The organism is Bacillota bacterium (assembly GCA_033549065.1).
Classification (GTDB): Bacteria; Bacillota; Dethiobacteria; order DTU022; family DTU022; genus JAWSUE01.
Genome location: JAWSUE010000017.1, coordinates 23,536 through 38,296, shown reverse-complemented (window position 1 = coordinate 38,296; position 14,761 = coordinate 23,536). Strand labels below are relative to the sequence as shown.

General features: G+C 39.2%; 12 protein-coding genes. 8 read left to right on the top strand and 4 right to left on the bottom strand.

The features are described 5' to 3' along the window. The first annotated feature begins 282 nt into the window (after nucleotides 1-282). The 6 genes from dnaA to gyrB all read left to right on the top strand — a co-directional run bounded on the left by dnaA (nucleotide 283) and on the right by gyrB (nucleotide 6,827). Nucleotides 283-1,668 (top strand): chromosomal replication initiator protein DnaA, encoded by a 1,386-nt coding sequence (gene dnaA / locus SCJ97_10715; GenBank protein MDW7740506.1) that lies wholly within the window; start codon nucleotides 283-285, stop codon nucleotides 1,666-1,668. Between the two features lie 265 nt (nucleotides 1,669-1,933). Beyond that, entirely contained in the window at nucleotides 1,934-3,043 is a 1,110-nt protein-coding gene (gene dnaN, locus SCJ97_10710) for a DNA polymerase III subunit beta (protein ID MDW7740505.1), read from the top strand. 20 nt (nucleotides 3,044-3,063) lie between these two features. Then, on the top strand, nucleotides 3,064-4,197 hold the full coding sequence (recF, locus tag SCJ97_10705; protein MDW7740504.1) for a DNA replication/repair protein RecF: 1,134 nt from the start codon (nucleotides 3,064-3,066) through the stop codon (nucleotides 4,195-4,197). Then, entirely contained in the window at nucleotides 4,172-4,486 is a 315-nt protein-coding gene (locus SCJ97_10700) for a DUF721 domain-containing protein (GenBank protein MDW7740503.1), read from the top strand. The genes recF and SCJ97_10700 overlap by 26 nt, the downstream gene beginning before the upstream one ends. Nucleotides 4,487-4,576: 90 nt before the next feature. After that, nucleotides 4,577-4,816, top strand: a complete 240-nt coding sequence (locus SCJ97_10695) for a DUF370 domain-containing protein (protein ID MDW7740502.1) — start codon at nucleotides 4,577-4,579, stop codon at nucleotides 4,814-4,816. Between the two features lie 88 nt (nucleotides 4,817-4,904). Next, nucleotides 4,905-6,827, top strand: coding sequence for a DNA topoisomerase (ATP-hydrolyzing) subunit B (gene gyrB, locus SCJ97_10690; GenBank protein MDW7740501.1), 1,923 nt, complete (start codon nucleotides 4,905-4,907; stop codon nucleotides 6,825-6,827). Nucleotides 6,828-6,913: 86 nt separating this feature from the next. Here gyrB and SCJ97_10685 read toward each other — a convergent pair whose 3' ends face one another. From SCJ97_10685 to SCJ97_10670, 4 genes are all read right to left on the bottom strand, one after another. Further along, a complete protein-coding gene (locus SCJ97_10685) occupies nucleotides 6,914-7,546 on the bottom strand; it encodes a DUF3221 domain-containing protein (protein MDW7740500.1) in 633 nt (210 codons plus the stop codon). 97 nt (nucleotides 7,547-7,643) lie between these two features. Next, on the bottom strand, nucleotides 7,644-8,135 hold the full coding sequence (locus SCJ97_10680) for a DUF1850 domain-containing protein (GenBank protein ID MDW7740499.1): 492 nt from the start codon (nucleotides 8,133-8,135) through the stop codon (nucleotides 7,644-7,646). A 30-nt stretch (nucleotides 8,136-8,165) separates the two neighbouring features. Then, a complete protein-coding gene (locus tag SCJ97_10675; GenBank protein ID MDW7740498.1) occupies nucleotides 8,166-10,190 on the bottom strand; it encodes a TRAP transporter permease in 2,025 nt (674 codons plus the stop codon). An 84-nt stretch (nucleotides 10,191-10,274) separates the two neighbouring features. Then, nucleotides 10,275-11,297, bottom strand: a complete 1,023-nt coding sequence (locus SCJ97_10670) for a TAXI family TRAP transporter solute-binding subunit (GenBank protein ID MDW7740497.1) — start codon at nucleotides 11,295-11,297, stop codon at nucleotides 10,275-10,277. A gap of 411 nt (nucleotides 11,298-11,708) precedes the next feature. Between SCJ97_10670 and SCJ97_10665 the strand changes: the two genes are divergently transcribed. Then, nucleotides 11,709-12,140, top strand: coding sequence for a DUF5673 domain-containing protein (locus SCJ97_10665; protein ID MDW7740496.1), 432 nt, complete (start codon nucleotides 11,709-11,711; stop codon nucleotides 12,138-12,140). Between the two features lie 180 nt (nucleotides 12,141-12,320). Beyond that, nucleotides 12,321-14,747 (top strand): DNA gyrase subunit A, encoded by a 2,427-nt coding sequence (gene gyrA, locus SCJ97_10660; GenBank protein ID MDW7740495.1) that lies wholly within the window; start codon nucleotides 12,321-12,323, stop codon nucleotides 14,745-14,747. The last annotated feature ends 14 nt before the right edge of the window (nucleotides 14,748-14,761 follow it).

The window sequence follows — 14,761 nt, the reverse complement described above, 5'->3', positions numbered from 1 at the left end:
CCCTTCTTAAATAGGCATTTAGAATATGAAAATTATACAGTAATAAAAGTAAACATGTCAAGGAACCGCGATCACTCATTTAAAATCGAACCGATTCTACCGCGGTAAATGAACGGCGAAATCTTTTCTTTGCAGATGTAACTACGATCTGTTAATATGTTTACAATAGCAGTTGCTGAACAGCGCGAAATAACAGGTTATCCACAGTTCTTGTTGATATCCTCATTTAATGTTAATAACTTGCAAAATAAATTATTGATACCATTTACGGAGGTTTGTTTAATGAACAGCCAAATTAATGAAATATGGCAACTTACTTTGGCTGAACTAAGTAAAGATTTAAACAAACCCAGTTTTGAAACATGGTTTAATCTTACGAAGCCAGTTTCGCTTGATAATCAATGTTTTGTAATTGAAGTGCCAAATGATTTTACAAAAGAATGGTTTGAAACCAGGTATCGTGATCAAATTGTTCGTGCACTGAAAGAAATAACTACCGAAGATTATAAGGTTAACTTTGTGATCAACTCCGAATTTCAAGAAACAGTTTTACCAGCAGTGCAAAATGAAAATCTTTTTCCCAATTCAAATCCCCCACCAGCTCGTTACGCTGGGCAAAGCTCTCAGACCAATAATGTTTTTGTACCTTCTTTTAATCCCAGGTATACTTTTGACACTTTTGTTGTCGGATCATGTAACCGCCTCTCTCATGCTGCCTCACTTGCAGTTGCTGAAAGCCCTGCACGTGCCTATAATCCTTTGTTTATTTATGGTGGGGTAGGACTTGGAAAAACCCATCTATTGCATGCAATCGGCCAATTTACCCTTATGAATCATGGTTTCAACCGGGTATTTTACTTTTCATCGGAAAAATTCACTAATGAATTCATTAATGCTATACGAGATAATAAAACCCTTGAGTTTAGAAACAAATACAGAAATATGGATATATTACTTATTGATGATATACAGTTTCTTGCCGGAAAAGAACAGACTCAGGAAGAATTTTTCCATACATTTAATGCACTACACGATAATAATAAACAAATTGTGATATCAAGCGATCGCCCACCAAAGGAAATTCCCACCCTGGAAGACCGTTTACGTTCACGTTTCGAATGGGGATTAATTACAGATCTTCAACCCCCGGACCTGGAAACCAGAACAGCCATTTTAAAGAAAAAAGCTCTTTCTGACGGGATAGATATTCCCGATCAGGTTATTCAATATATTGCAGGTAAGGTTATTACAAATATCAGGGAGTTAGAAGGCGCTTTGATACGCATAGTAGCCTATGCTTCTTTATCAGATACCCCTGTTACATTGGAACTAACGGAAGCAGCATTACAAGATATTATTTTTACCCGACAAAAAAATATTACTATATCTTCAATCATTGAAATAACCTCTGCAACTTTTGATCTTAATGCGGGTGATTTATTGTCAAAAAAAAGAACACAAAATATTGCACTTGCAAGACAGGTAGCAATGTATCTCTGCCGCATGTTGACAGATTTATCTTTACCTAAAATCGGTGAGGAGTTTGGTGGAAGAGATCATACAACAGTACTTCATGCATTTAAGAAGATTGATACACTTATTTCAAAAGACAGTGATTTTAAACACCGTATCGAACTCATCAAGAACAATATTTTGGATAATTCCTGATTAACCTGTGGATTATCTGTGTCAAAGTGAAAATATAAATTTCTATCACCAGTGTACCCTTATTAGTCAACATTTTTTACAACATTTATTAACATTCAAATTAGCGAACAGTGAATAATAAATCCAATCAGGTAGGCATATTATTTCTATTAATATATTTATTAACAGTGTCCACAAGGTTTATTACTACTGCTAATTAATAATATAAAGTACCAATTAAATATTTACCTGTTTATAAGTTATTAATTGATCGGAGGTTATTCCTTTGCGCATAATTACAAGCTCCACACATTTGTATGAATGTCTTGAAACTGTTGAAAAAGCTCTGCCTCTCCGTTCCACTATTCCAGTAATAAGTAATATATTGCTCTATGTTAAAAGTGATCAGCTGATTTTTTCTTCAACGAATCTCGAAATGACTATTACATCATTTTTAAAGCAGCCATGCGATACTGAAGGATGTATTCTCTTACCACCTAAAATTGTTGAGATTATGCGTTATTTTCCAACAGATGAAGTTACTTTAGATATAAACTGGGAAAATTACAGACTGGATATAACCGGTGGTTCCGCAAGATTTCATCTCTATGGATCAGATCCTCAAGACTACCCACAATTGAATTTTGAAGCAAAGCAGCCGAGTGAAGGTTTTGAAATTGAACAAAATGCCTTTAAAAAAATCCTTAAATCTGTTGTTTTTGCAGCATCATCGGAAGAAACAAGGCCTGCCTTTAACGGTATTCTTTTTTCTTATGATGGAAATCAACTTACCTTGACAGCTTCAGATACATATAGGCTTGTTATCAAAGTATTAAAAGATGAAAAATGGAATTTTTCTCAGAAAAAATGTCTTATTCCTGCAAAAGTTTTACGTGAGCTTCTGAAAATTTTGGGAGATAATAAGAATACTGTTGAAATTGGCAGTATTAACAATACTTTGCAGTTTAATTTTAATGAAATCAATTTTACATCCAGATTATTGGATGAAAAATATCCCGAAGTAAGCGGTGTAATACCCCGGGAATACAGGACTAGAATCGTCATCGATCGACAATCCCTGGAAAATACCGTAAGCAGAGCTTCTCTTCTCACTGAAGGAAAAAACCAGGCGGTTAATATTATTATTGGAAAAGGAAAGCTTGAGGCCAGGGTTTCTTCTCAGGAAGGAAGTATGGAAGAAATTATCCCTATAGAGCAGGAAGGGGAAGATATTGAATTACATGTTAATACTCGTTTTGTACTGGATATTTTAAAAATAATTGAAGTACAGAAAATAATAATAGATTTTCATGGAGACGGCGGTCCCTTGATTTTCAGATTAATAGATGACAATAGTTATCTCTACCTTGTCCTGCCAATAAAAAAAGTTAACTGATTGTGGTGGTGTTTTAACTTTTGTTTTATCTTGATAACCTAACAATTAATAATTTTCGTAATTATTCAAACCAACAATTGGAATTTTATCCAAATCTGAATGTTATTATTGGAGATAATGCACAGGGCAAAACAAACCTGATCGAATCAATTTATTATATTTCTGTTACACGTTCATTCCGGACAAAACGTGATTATGAACTTATCAAGTGGAATGAACCTTTCTTTTTTTTAAAAGGCCGTTTTACCAGGGATAACTTATATTATGATATCCAGGTCAGCTATGAAAAAGCCAGTCAGCTAAAAATACTAATTAATAAAAATCAGATCAACCGGTATGATCATTTGCAGTATTTTCCAGTAGTTGCTTTTAGCCCGGATGACCTGCTGATAATAAGGGAAGGTCCTGCCATACGACGTAGATTTATTAATTTGTTCGCTTCTCGCCTGAGTTTAAGATATTTTCAAGATTTAAAAGATTATCAAAGAGTTTTAATGCAAAGAAATTTTATACTTAAAGAGAAAAGAAGAGATAGTAATATAAGAGGTTTACTGGAACCCTGGAATCAGGCATTGATTTCTCTTGGTTCAAGCATTGTCTTATTCAGATCAGAACTAACCAAACAGCTTGCAGCAGAGGTGCGGACTTTTTCTGACAATATGACTTCATCGCATGAAAGGTTACGCCTGGAATATAGGAGCACGATTTCAGGAGCGGAAAATCTAGCTGATATAGAAAATGATTTTAGATATAAGTTACCTGAGCTTTTTGATCAGGAAATAAGAAGAGGTGCAACCCTCATTGGTCCACACCTGGATGATCTGAAAATATATATTAATGATTTCGACACCCGTCACTATTCTTCTCAGGGGCAAAAAAGAACTGCAGCATTGGCATTAAGGATAGGTGAAGTGAACTTGTTTAGAAGGCAGTGTGGGTTTGCACCGATAATTTTGTTGGATGATGTTTTTTCTGAGTTTGATTCAGCTCGACAGGAATTTTTATTTTTATTTTTAAAAAAATACGATGGCCAATCTTTTATAACCACATCTGCCGATATTAACTTTCTAACCGAGAAGGTTTCTAAGGATCTAAAAAAAATATATATTCAACACGGGAGTGTTGTGGATGAAAAAAGTAGGGCCTTTGATTGAAAATCTCCTTAAAAGCCATGGCCTCTGGCAGGGTTACCAACAGCACATGCTGATTGAAAGCTGGAACGATCTTGTGGGAAACTCTCTTGCAGAGGTTACAAAAGCTGAAAAAATAACTAATGGTGTCTTTAGGGTTTTAGTAAAAGATTCGGTGTGGGCGTATCACCTATCGATGTTGAAACCTCAACTGATAAAGAAATTAAACGATTTTTCAGGAAGGAAAATAGTCAGGGATATAAATTTTAGCATAGCGGATTTTGATTGCAGGAAAAATAGGAAAGATGGGTAGAATATATAAATAATAAGACTGGTTTGGTCTGTCGTTCATGCTCAAGATTTAATATTTAATATAGCAAATATTTTACAATGGGGGAGAGAAATGTTTTTACATATCGGGGATTCTCACATAGTTTTTAATCGTGAATTAATCGGTATTTTTAATATAGATGCAGATGATGAATCAACGAATCAAAATTTTTTAAAATATTGGAATAATATTACTTTAAATATATCATCCAGAGCAGATCGTCCAAAATCATTTATTATTACAGACCAATTGATATATATCTCACCCATATCACCCCTGACCCTGGCAAAACGGCAAAAATCGAAGCGTTAATTATTCCTTATGCTAACCTTATTTAGAATAAATGGTATAATAAAGTAATAGTAGTTAAAATATTAATTAATGTTGTACGAGGTGAAGGATGTCCGCTAAAAATAGAAATAATAATGATTACAGTGCAAAGCATATTCAGGTATTGGAAGGTCTTGAAGCAGTAAGAAGGCGACCCAGTATGTATATTGGTTCAACTTCAAGTCGTGGTTTGCACCATCTAGTATTTGAAGTTGTAGACAACAGTATTGATGAAGTGTTAGCCGGTTATTGCAAGCAGATAAAGGTAACTGTCAACGAAGATAACAGTATTACTGTAATTGATGACGGGAGAGGCATTCCAGTTGAAAAACACCCTCAGGAAAAAAGGCCTGCAGTTGAAGTAGTATTAACCACACTTCACTCTGGTGGAAAGTTTGATAGTGGCAGCTACAAGGTAGCCGGGGGATTACATGGTGTAGGTGTGTCAGTAGTTAACGCCTTGTCTGAAAGATTGGAAGTAGAAGTTTATCGTGACGGGAAGATTTATACTCAATATTATGAAAGGGGTAAAAAAGCATCAGAGCTGAAGAAAAAGGAATCAACAACTCCCAATAAAACCGGAACAAAAATTACTTTCCTACCTGACAAGGAAATATTTGAGAAGATTGACTTTGAAAATGAAGTAATCATTCAGAGAATTCGTGAACTTGCTTTTCTAAATAAAGGGACAAAAATTACATTTAAAGATTTGAGAAGTGGCCTTGAGGAGAAGTTCAAATTTGACGGTGGTATTATTCAATATGTCAATTACTTAAACCAGGGCAAGGAAACGGTCCCAAAAAAACCAATCTATATTCAACAATCTGTAAACGGTTTTGAAGTTGAGCTGGCTTTGCAGTACCACACAGGTTACGCTGAGGTAATTTATTCTTATGCCAACAATATCCATACTCATGAGGGTGGAACACACGAGTATGGCTTTAAGGTATCACTAACCAGGCTTATCAATGACTTTTCCAGGAAACTGGGAATCCTCAAAGATAGCGAGAATAACCTTTCCGGTGAGGATATAAGGGAAGGGATGACCGCAGTGATAAGTGTTAAGCTTATGGACCCTCAATTTGAAGGCCAGACTAAAACTAAGCTTGGTAACAGCGATATTCGCAGTGTGGTTGATAATATATGTTATGAAGGACTGGAAGCTTTTTTAGAACAAAATCCTGCAATTGCCAGAAGGATCATTGAAAAGGCTATCAGGGCTTCCAGGGCTAGAGAAGCTGCCCGAAAAGCCAGAGAACTGACAAGACGTAAAAATGCTCTTGAAATCAGTAATCTGCCAGGGAAATTGGCCGATTGTACAACTAAAGATCCCGGAGAAAGCGAGCTTTTTTTGGTTGAAGGAGACTCGGCCGGCGGGTCAGCAAAACAGGGAAGAGACAGAAGATTTCAGGCAATCTTACCTCTTCGGGGTAAAATATTAAATGTAGAGAAAGCGCGTCTGGATAAAATTTTAGCAAATGAAGAAATCCGAACCTTAATTACAGCACTCGGAACAGGTATTGAAACTGAATTCGATATTACAAAAACCCGTTACCATAAAATTATAATCATGACCGATGCTGATGTTGACGGGTCTCATATACGAGTCCTGCTGCTTACCTTTTTCTATAGGTTCATGCATCAACTGATTGACAGCGGCTTTATCTATATTGCCCAACCGCCATTATATAAGGTTAAAAAAGGTAAAAATGAAAAATATCTTTTCCGCGACGAAGAACTTGAAGCGCTTATTAGTGAATGGAAGCGTGAGGGTGGCCTGCAAATCCAGCGCTATAAAGGTCTCGGAGAAATGAATCCCGATCAATTATGGGACACCACAATGAACCCTGAAACAAGAATAATAAAAAGGGTAGAACTTATTGATGCCATGCAGGCTGACAATATTTTTGGAGTTTTGATGGGCGACAAGGTAGAGCCGAGACGGAAATTTATTGAAGACAATGCACGCCTGGTCCAAAACCTTGATATTTAAAATATAAAAAGCTGTTTTCCGGAAAGAAATCCTTCTCAGGAAAACAGCTTTATCCTGTACCTGGTCAGGTAATGCTAAGGGTTAAATTAGTTCATTATTCGTGATAAGTCATAAATCAATCCTTCTGTTTCAGAGTCAGCAACATACCAGAATAATATTTCCTCTTCAACCTCAAGGTCAAGGTTGTTGAAAACCTCCCAGGCCTCATCAGTTAATCGGTACAGCCTCCCGGGCAACTCATCAGGAACACCGCTTATTTTTACTTCTATCATCTCCCCAGTTCCCTTTACTACTACCCCTATAAACCTACCTGAGTCAGTAATGGATTCACCGGAAAAAGTATCATTAACAATAATTATTTTATCGGCCCCACCTTGCTCCGGATATGATTCTGCAAGGAACCCGGCATGATAAACATCAACCAGCTGTCCTCTGGACAACCGTTCTCTTTCCACAATCTCTCCATCCATTTCTATTTCAGTGTCTCCAGTAAGGGTGAAGTTAACAGCACGCTTGCCAGCTTCAGCCCAGGCGTTCCAGGGGATATTGACATTATCAATGTCGCTAACGATCAAAATGGTATCATTATCGATTAGATAGATTAAGCCACGGATCGGTTCGACTGTGCCATCAGGACTTTCAAGTTCATTTGAACATCCTGACGATAGTAAAACCAAAGTTATTATAATGACCAATAAGAACTTAATATTTATTCTCATCATAATTACCCCCATTATTCTTCATCGTATTTAGTAGACAATTTTATAACGAATAAGTTCCTATTGATTATAAAATATTGTTATAATATTCCATTGATTATTTTAGCTGTATTTTCAGCAGTTGGTGTGAATCAGACAAAGTGAAAAGCGGATAGGCTTGATCGTATATTATTATAGTTTCTTCGGTTTGCGGGGACACCCATAAAAGTAGGTGCTCCCGGGGTGCTTCATTATGAAATACGGTAATGATCCCGTTTTCGATTTTTACTTCCTCTAAAAAATCCATAGGTAGACCGGGGCCATACGATGTAAATTCTGTCGTATAAGGTTTAATTAAACCTGATCTGGTTACCAGGAAAGTACCTGTAACCATAGACTTACTGACTGAATTTCGCAAACTGAGGGTGAATGATTCACCGGTGTTTACAGGGATCTGGTAATAAAAATTTTCAGTCCGGGGATTCTCTATTATCAGCATCCAGTCCGCTTTGAATACCTGCTGCTCAAGAAAAAGGGCAGTCAGGATAATCCCGGCTCCCAAAATAATTACAGCCAGCGTAGCGTATAAAATAAGGATTCGTTTATTCATATTAATCATCTCCATGCGCCATTTGCAGCTTTAACTCCCGGCAACAAGTGCTCTGTCCTCTCTTGCTTTGACTGCTTTTTGGTGGAAATAAATTATTAAAAATACTGCTAAACCAAGTATATCTGTATACCAGGTAGGCCAGATCATTGAAATTGCTACACCCAGAAGGACAACCTGTTCCCATATTTTCATTCTGGTAAATAACCAGCGTTGGATAACTGCCGAGAAACAGTAAATACCGAATAGTGATGTTCCTGCGACCAAAACTGCCTTATACCAGGTAGTGTCAATTAACAAGAATTCCGGGTTATAAATAAACATAAAAGGCAGTAAAAAAGCACCTAAATCAAATTTAAAGCCAAGTAAGCCGGTTCTTATTGGATCTGAACGGGCGATTGCTGCAGCTGCATACGCTGCAACACCAACAGGTGGGGTATCGTCAGCTAAAATTGCATAATAAAGTATGAAAAGATGTACGGCCATTACAGATACCTGGGGAGCTATAGTTAGAATGGCTGGTGCAACAAGTGTGGCCATTACCACATACTTCGCGGTAGTTGGTAATCCAAGACCAAGAATAATAGATATACCGGCTGATATCAATAGCAGGACTAAAAGGTTATCTCCCGCAAGTGCTGACAATAACATAATCATGCTTTGTCCTAAGCCGGTCATTGTTACTACTCCAACTATTATTCCTGCGCAGGCACAGGCGACGGCTATACCAGACATACTCTTTGCTGCGCTATCCAAGCCCTCCATAAAGTCAGACAACAAGCCCAGCATGTTTGATAAAAGACCTTCTTTAAGACTATATTGATCGTTTTTTATGCCAGTTATTATAGTAATTACTCTCATAACTGCCATTATAGCCAGGACAGATAAAATGGCGAAATAACCTGCTGTTATAGGGGTCATTCGGGCAATAATCAGGTAATAAACAAGTATTCCTATAGGGAACCAGTAAAATATACCTTTAAGAAAGGTTTTTAAAAAAGGTGGAATATCTTTTTTATCCATTCCGGTCATTCCGGTTTTTGCAGCCTGGAGGTGGACAATAACCAGTAAAGCAAAGTAGCTTATAACAGCTGGAAGCGCTGCAGCGATACAGATTTGCCAATAGGGAATGCCTGTAAATTCAGCCATAACAAATGCGGCTGCACCCATGATGGGAGGAAGGAACTGACCATCAGTTGATGCAGCTGTTTCTACTCCACCGGCAACTTCCGGTGTGAACCCGGTTTTCTTCATTACAGGAATAGTTATCGAACCAGTTACAACTGTATTTGCGACTGAGCTGCCGACAATACTGCCCATAAAACCGCTGGCCATTACTGCCGCTTTGGCCGGGCCGCCTTTAAAACGGCCAAGCGTAGCAAAAGCAAGTCGGACAATGTAGAGCCCTGCACCGGATGTTTGAAAAAAGGCTCCAAATAGTACAAAAGCAAATACAAAAGTTGATGTAACTCCAATCGGTATACCGAATATTCCAGTATTGGTTATGTATAGGTCGTTTATAACCCGTACAACCCTGTACCCCCCATGCCCAATAAGCCCGGGAAGATAAGCCCCGACAAATGGATAGCTTAAGAAAACCAGGGTAACAATTGGCAATACAAAACCAAAAGCCCGTTGTGCGGCCAGTATAATTAAAACGATGGCGATCCCACCCATTATGAGATCTGTTGTGTTAGGTGCACCAACCCGCATCGCTAAATCCCGGTAATAGTAGAAAACATAAAAGATAGATAAAAATCCGGCTACAGCTAATACTATGTCATAGATTGGTAGATGTTCAAATGATTCGTCCTTTTTCTTGTTGAAAGGGTAGTATAAAAAGCAAAGAGCCAGACCCACGGAAAGGTGGGCTGAGCGCTGCAGTGTTGCAGTTAGAAGCCCGGCTCCTGCAGTATAAAAATGAAAAAGGGACCAGAGTATACCGATGATAAAGATAAATAAGGCTAAGGTCCCGCCGGGGTTTCTGACTTTTCCTTCATCAACAATATTAGTTAAGTCGATTTCGTCTCTTTTTTCAATTGCTTCTTCCAGGCTCAACTATATCCCCCCTCATCATTAATCTAAAAGGGTACAGGGCGAAAAATCGCCCTGTACCGCTGAAAGAACATTATCTAATTTTGGCTACATTATTCCTGCTTCGGTAAAGTACCTTTCAGCACCTGGATGAATAGGTATGCCCATCCAATCCAATGCAGATTCGAGGGTAACGAATCTGCCAGCAGAATGGGCTCTGTGAACATCTTCAAGATTTTCGAAGATTGTTTTGGTGAACTCATAAACGAGTTCTTCAGGCAGATCTTCGCGGCATACAACCATCGAAAGGATCGATACAGTTTGGGCTTCTGCTACACCTGAATATACATCCCCTTCAATAGTTAATTTGGCGTAGAAGGGATAAGCAGCGATAAGGTTGTCAGCAAATTCTCCCTCAATATTTACCAGGTAAACATCACTCATCACTGCGAGATCCGCAATCACTGATGCACCAACAGCAACTGTATAAAAAGCAGCATCGAGGCGGCCATCTTTCAGATAGTCAGCCGCTTCCTGTGCTTCAAGACGCTCGGCCATTGCAAGGTCATCTTCAGTGAGGCCGGCAGCTTCAAGCACTTGTAAAGCATTAACTTCGGCTCCGCTGCCGAGTGGTCCCAGAGCTACTCGTTTACCGGCCAGGTCTGCAGGTGAATTAATACCCGAGCCTTCTGCGGCTACAAGTTGTACCGGTTCCGGGTAAAGGATGAACATTCCCCTTATATTTGTGATCGGTGTATCGAAGGCTCCCTCGCCATTATATGCGTAAAAGGCAACATCATTCTGAACGATAGCCATATCAAGATCACCACTGCCGATCATACGGGAGTTAACTGCTGATGCGCCTGATGATTCAACAGTTAGGGCTATTGTATCCAGATTGTTATGAATCACCCTCGACATTCCTCCGGCAAGGGGGTAATATGCTCCAGTAACCCAACCTGAGCCCATGTTAACGCGTGTTACCGTAGGTGCTGCTGGTGTGTCATCAGGAGCTTCAGTATCCGGTTCTGTTGGGGTGGTTGTAGGAGCTGGTGAGCATCCGACGAGAGAAAGCATACCGAAAACAATAAATAAAAGTAAAACTAATACCAGCAATTTCTTTTCTTTCATTTTGACCCTCCTTGTTATTAATAATATAAAAAGTCTTTACCAAATTTTCTCCAGGCATCGCCCTCCGTTTCAGGTTTAGTGTGAATTATTTAGTATAATATAAATTAATTCGATATTTCTTGCTTATCTCCTGCTTTGTCAAATTTAGCAAGTATTAAGAATGCTTCACAGCATTTTATTAATCCGATTATATCTATGCCAACTTTAAAAAACTCTATAAAAAAACTCTATCTAATTGAAAGTGAAAGCTATTTACCGTAGTGCAGATTCATGGTTTAATTAATCAAGCCGGTTATAATTTTAGTCGAACGGGGGACAATCATGATCAGATTGCTTTTTCCTTATATGATTCTTATCTTAATAGTTTTGATATATTTATATTTCCGCCAGAGCAAGCTGGGAAATGTTATATTGAAAATTAACAGGGTGTTAATCAGCAGGTACAGCACTGATTCTCTATTTCTTATAGCAATACTGACCGCAGTATCGTATTTTTTAGTTCGCTATGAATTGAGTAACCTGCCTCCGGTTGAAGATGGTGTAATTCAGAATCCTATTGCCTATGTTATATTTTATGCGGTTTTGATCATTGTTGTCATAGCTCGTGAAGTGGAAAGGCCGGCAATCAGAGAAAAAGGAATTTCGACATCGCGAGGATTCTGGAGATGGGATGAGATTGAGTCTTTCAGGTGGTCCAAGCATGTATTAATGATTACGGTAGCCCGGGGAAAAAGGAAAAGGATTGAGTCCTGGCAAGTTACTCCGAACGCAAAAAAAGAGGTTGAACAACATTTAAAAAAATTAATTCCTAAAAAAAGTAGTCGAGCTAAGAAGAAAATATGATTATAATGTCTGCCTTTTCTATGATCCCGAATTATGATAAAATTCATAGGAACGTATATATTATGTTTTAGGAATAAAAACGCTTAAGAAACCCGGATATTTTCGTGTATCCATCCCTGGCAGGTCTTCCTATATAAGTTCAACGATATAATCTTGTAATAAAGCGGCAAAGGAGAAAAAATGGCCGACATAAAAAATATTGTCCCGGTTAATATTTACGATGAAGTGAAAGTTTCATTCCTTGATTATGCAATGAGCGTTATTGTAAGCAGGGCTTTGCCTGATGTCCGTGACGGTTTAAAACCGGTTCACCGGCGGATTCTATATGCCATGTCAGAGATGGGCTCAACTCATGATAAGCCCCATCGAAAATCTGCTCGCATAGTCGGTGAAGTACTCGGTAAGTATCATCCCCATGGTGATGTTGCTTTATACGATACATTGGTAAGAATGGCTCAGGACTTTTCCACACGTTATCCGCTTGTTGACGGACATGGTAATTTTGGTTCGCTTGATGGAGATTCTGCCGCAGCCATGCGTTATACTGAAGCTAGGCTTTCCTCAATAGCAGGTGAACTACTTACCGATTTGGAAAAGGATACTGTTGCTTTCAGGCCAAACTTTGATGAAAGCCTGGAAGAACCGGTTGTACTGCCTTCCCGCTTTCCGAATCTCCTGGCCAACGGATCTTCAGGTATAGCAGTAGGTATGGCAACGAATATTCCACCTCACAACCTGAATGAAATAATTGACGCGATTAAACATCTGATTACTCACCCGGAAGCCTCGGTAAATGATTTGCTGCGAATAATTAAAGGACCTGACTTCCCTACCGGAGGCGTAATTGTTGGCCATGAGGGGATCTATTCCGCATACCAAACCGGTCGGGGGATTATTAAAATAAGAGGTCTGGCCCAGGTTGAGAAAAAAGATAAAGGGCGAGATCAGGTTGTGATAACCGAAGTGCCATATCAACAGAACAAAGCAAAATTGGTGGAAAAAATTGCCGAACTGGTTAAAGAGCGCAAAATGGAAGGGATAACCGATTTACGTGATGAATCTGATCGCTCAGGCGTACGCGTTGTCCTTGAAATCAAGCGGGATCATGAGCCACAGGTAATTATTAATCAGCTTTATAAATTTTCACCCCTGCAGCAGACATATGGAATTATCATGCTTGCACTGGTTGACGGGCAGCCTCGTGTTTTAAACCTAAAGCAAATGCTTGCCTATTACCTTGAACATCAGAAAGAAGTTATTAGACGCCGCTCCCTCTTTGATTTGAAAAAAGCGGAAGATCGACTTCATATAGTTGAAGGCCTTTTAACTGCGCTGGATCGCCTGGATGAAGTAATAGCTCTTATCCGTGCATCGAAAGATGTTCAAACCGCCCGTGAAGGCTTAATGAACCTACTGGCTCTTACAGAAAAACAGGCCCAGGCAATTTTGGATATGAGGTTACAGCGCCTTACCCAGCTTGAAATTTCCAAATTGACTGAAGAACAGCAGCAGTTGCTGGATAAAATTACATACCTGAAAAGAGTTCTGGAGGATGAGTCTTTGGTCTTATCAATAATCCGGGATGAATTAAATGCCATTCAGAATAAACATGGTGATGAAAGACGTACCCAGATTGTTGCCGATGAAGGTGAAGTTGTGCTTACCGACCTGATTTTTCAGGAAGATGTAGTTTTGACCCTGACAGATCGCGGTTATATCAAGAGACTGCCACTTACCACTTACCGCAGTCAGCATAGAGGAGGTCGTGGTGTAGTAGGCATTCAGACCCGTGAGAATGATCTCGTGGAACAGTGCCACATAGCATCAACACACGATAAATTACTTTGCTTCAGTAACAGGGGTAAGGTCTATCTTCTTCTTGTACACGAGGTGCCGGAATCAGGACGTCAGGCCCGGGGAACTGCACTTGTTAATCTTCTTCCGCTTGAAGAGAAAGAATTTATAACAGCTACCATGCCAATCAATGAATTTGTTGATGACCGTTATCTCCTGATGGTAACCTCCCGGGGGATGATCAAGAAAACATCTCTTTTGGAGTATCGTAATACACGGAAAACGGGGCTAACAGCTTTAAATCTTACTGCTGATGATGAATTAATGGCAGTCAAGATGACAGATGGCCAAAAAGAAGTAATTGTTGGAACAAGCGCAGGACTATTTGTTCGTTTCCCGGAAAAGCAGGTCAGACCAATGGGACGGGCAACCCGGGGTGTTAGAGCTGTAAAACTTGGCCCAGAAGATAGAGTAGTCGGAGCAGATATTGTTCATGGCCAAAAGCAGATACTTGTTGCCTCGGCTAAAGGTTATGGAAAACGGGTCTCAGTTTCTGAATTTGCCATACACAGCCGCGGCGGTAAAGGCATGATAGGGATAAAACTTACGAAGAAAAGCGGACCTTTGGCAGTATTCATTGTGCTTGATGGTGGCGAAGAAGAGTTTATTGTAATGACCGCCAGGGGAGTTGTTAACCGGCAGAGAGTGGAAGAGGTTTCTCTGATGGGGCGTTATGCAAGAGGAGTAACCCTTATTCGCCTTGATCAGGATGACAGAGTGGTTAATCTGACCAGGATTGACTTAGCCGAGTAGCTTATTAATTAGAT

Coding starts and splice junctions, on each gene's coding strand:
- gyrA (MDW7740495.1), top strand. CDS start 12,321: ATGGCCGACATAAAAAATATTGTCCCGGTTAATATTTACGATGAAGTG.
- SCJ97_10670 (MDW7740497.1), bottom strand. CDS start 11,297: ATGAAAGAAAAGAAATTGCTGGTATTAGTTTTACTTTTATTTATTGTT.
- SCJ97_10685 (MDW7740500.1), bottom strand. CDS start 7,546: ATGAGAATAAATATTAAGTTCTTATTGGTCATTATAATAACTTTGGTT.
- SCJ97_10695 (MDW7740502.1), top strand. CDS start 4,577: ATGTTTTTACATATCGGGGATTCTCACATAGTTTTTAATCGTGAATTA.
- gyrB (MDW7740501.1), top strand. CDS start 4,905: ATGTCCGCTAAAAATAGAAATAATAATGATTACAGTGCAAAGCATATT.
- SCJ97_10700 (MDW7740503.1), top strand. CDS start 4,172: ATGAAAAAAGTAGGGCCTTTGATTGAAAATCTCCTTAAAAGCCATGGC.
- SCJ97_10680 (MDW7740499.1), bottom strand. CDS start 8,135: ATGAATAAACGAATCCTTATTTTATACGCTACGCTGGCTGTAATTATT.
- dnaA (MDW7740506.1), top strand. CDS start 283: ATGAACAGCCAAATTAATGAAATATGGCAACTTACTTTGGCTGAACTA.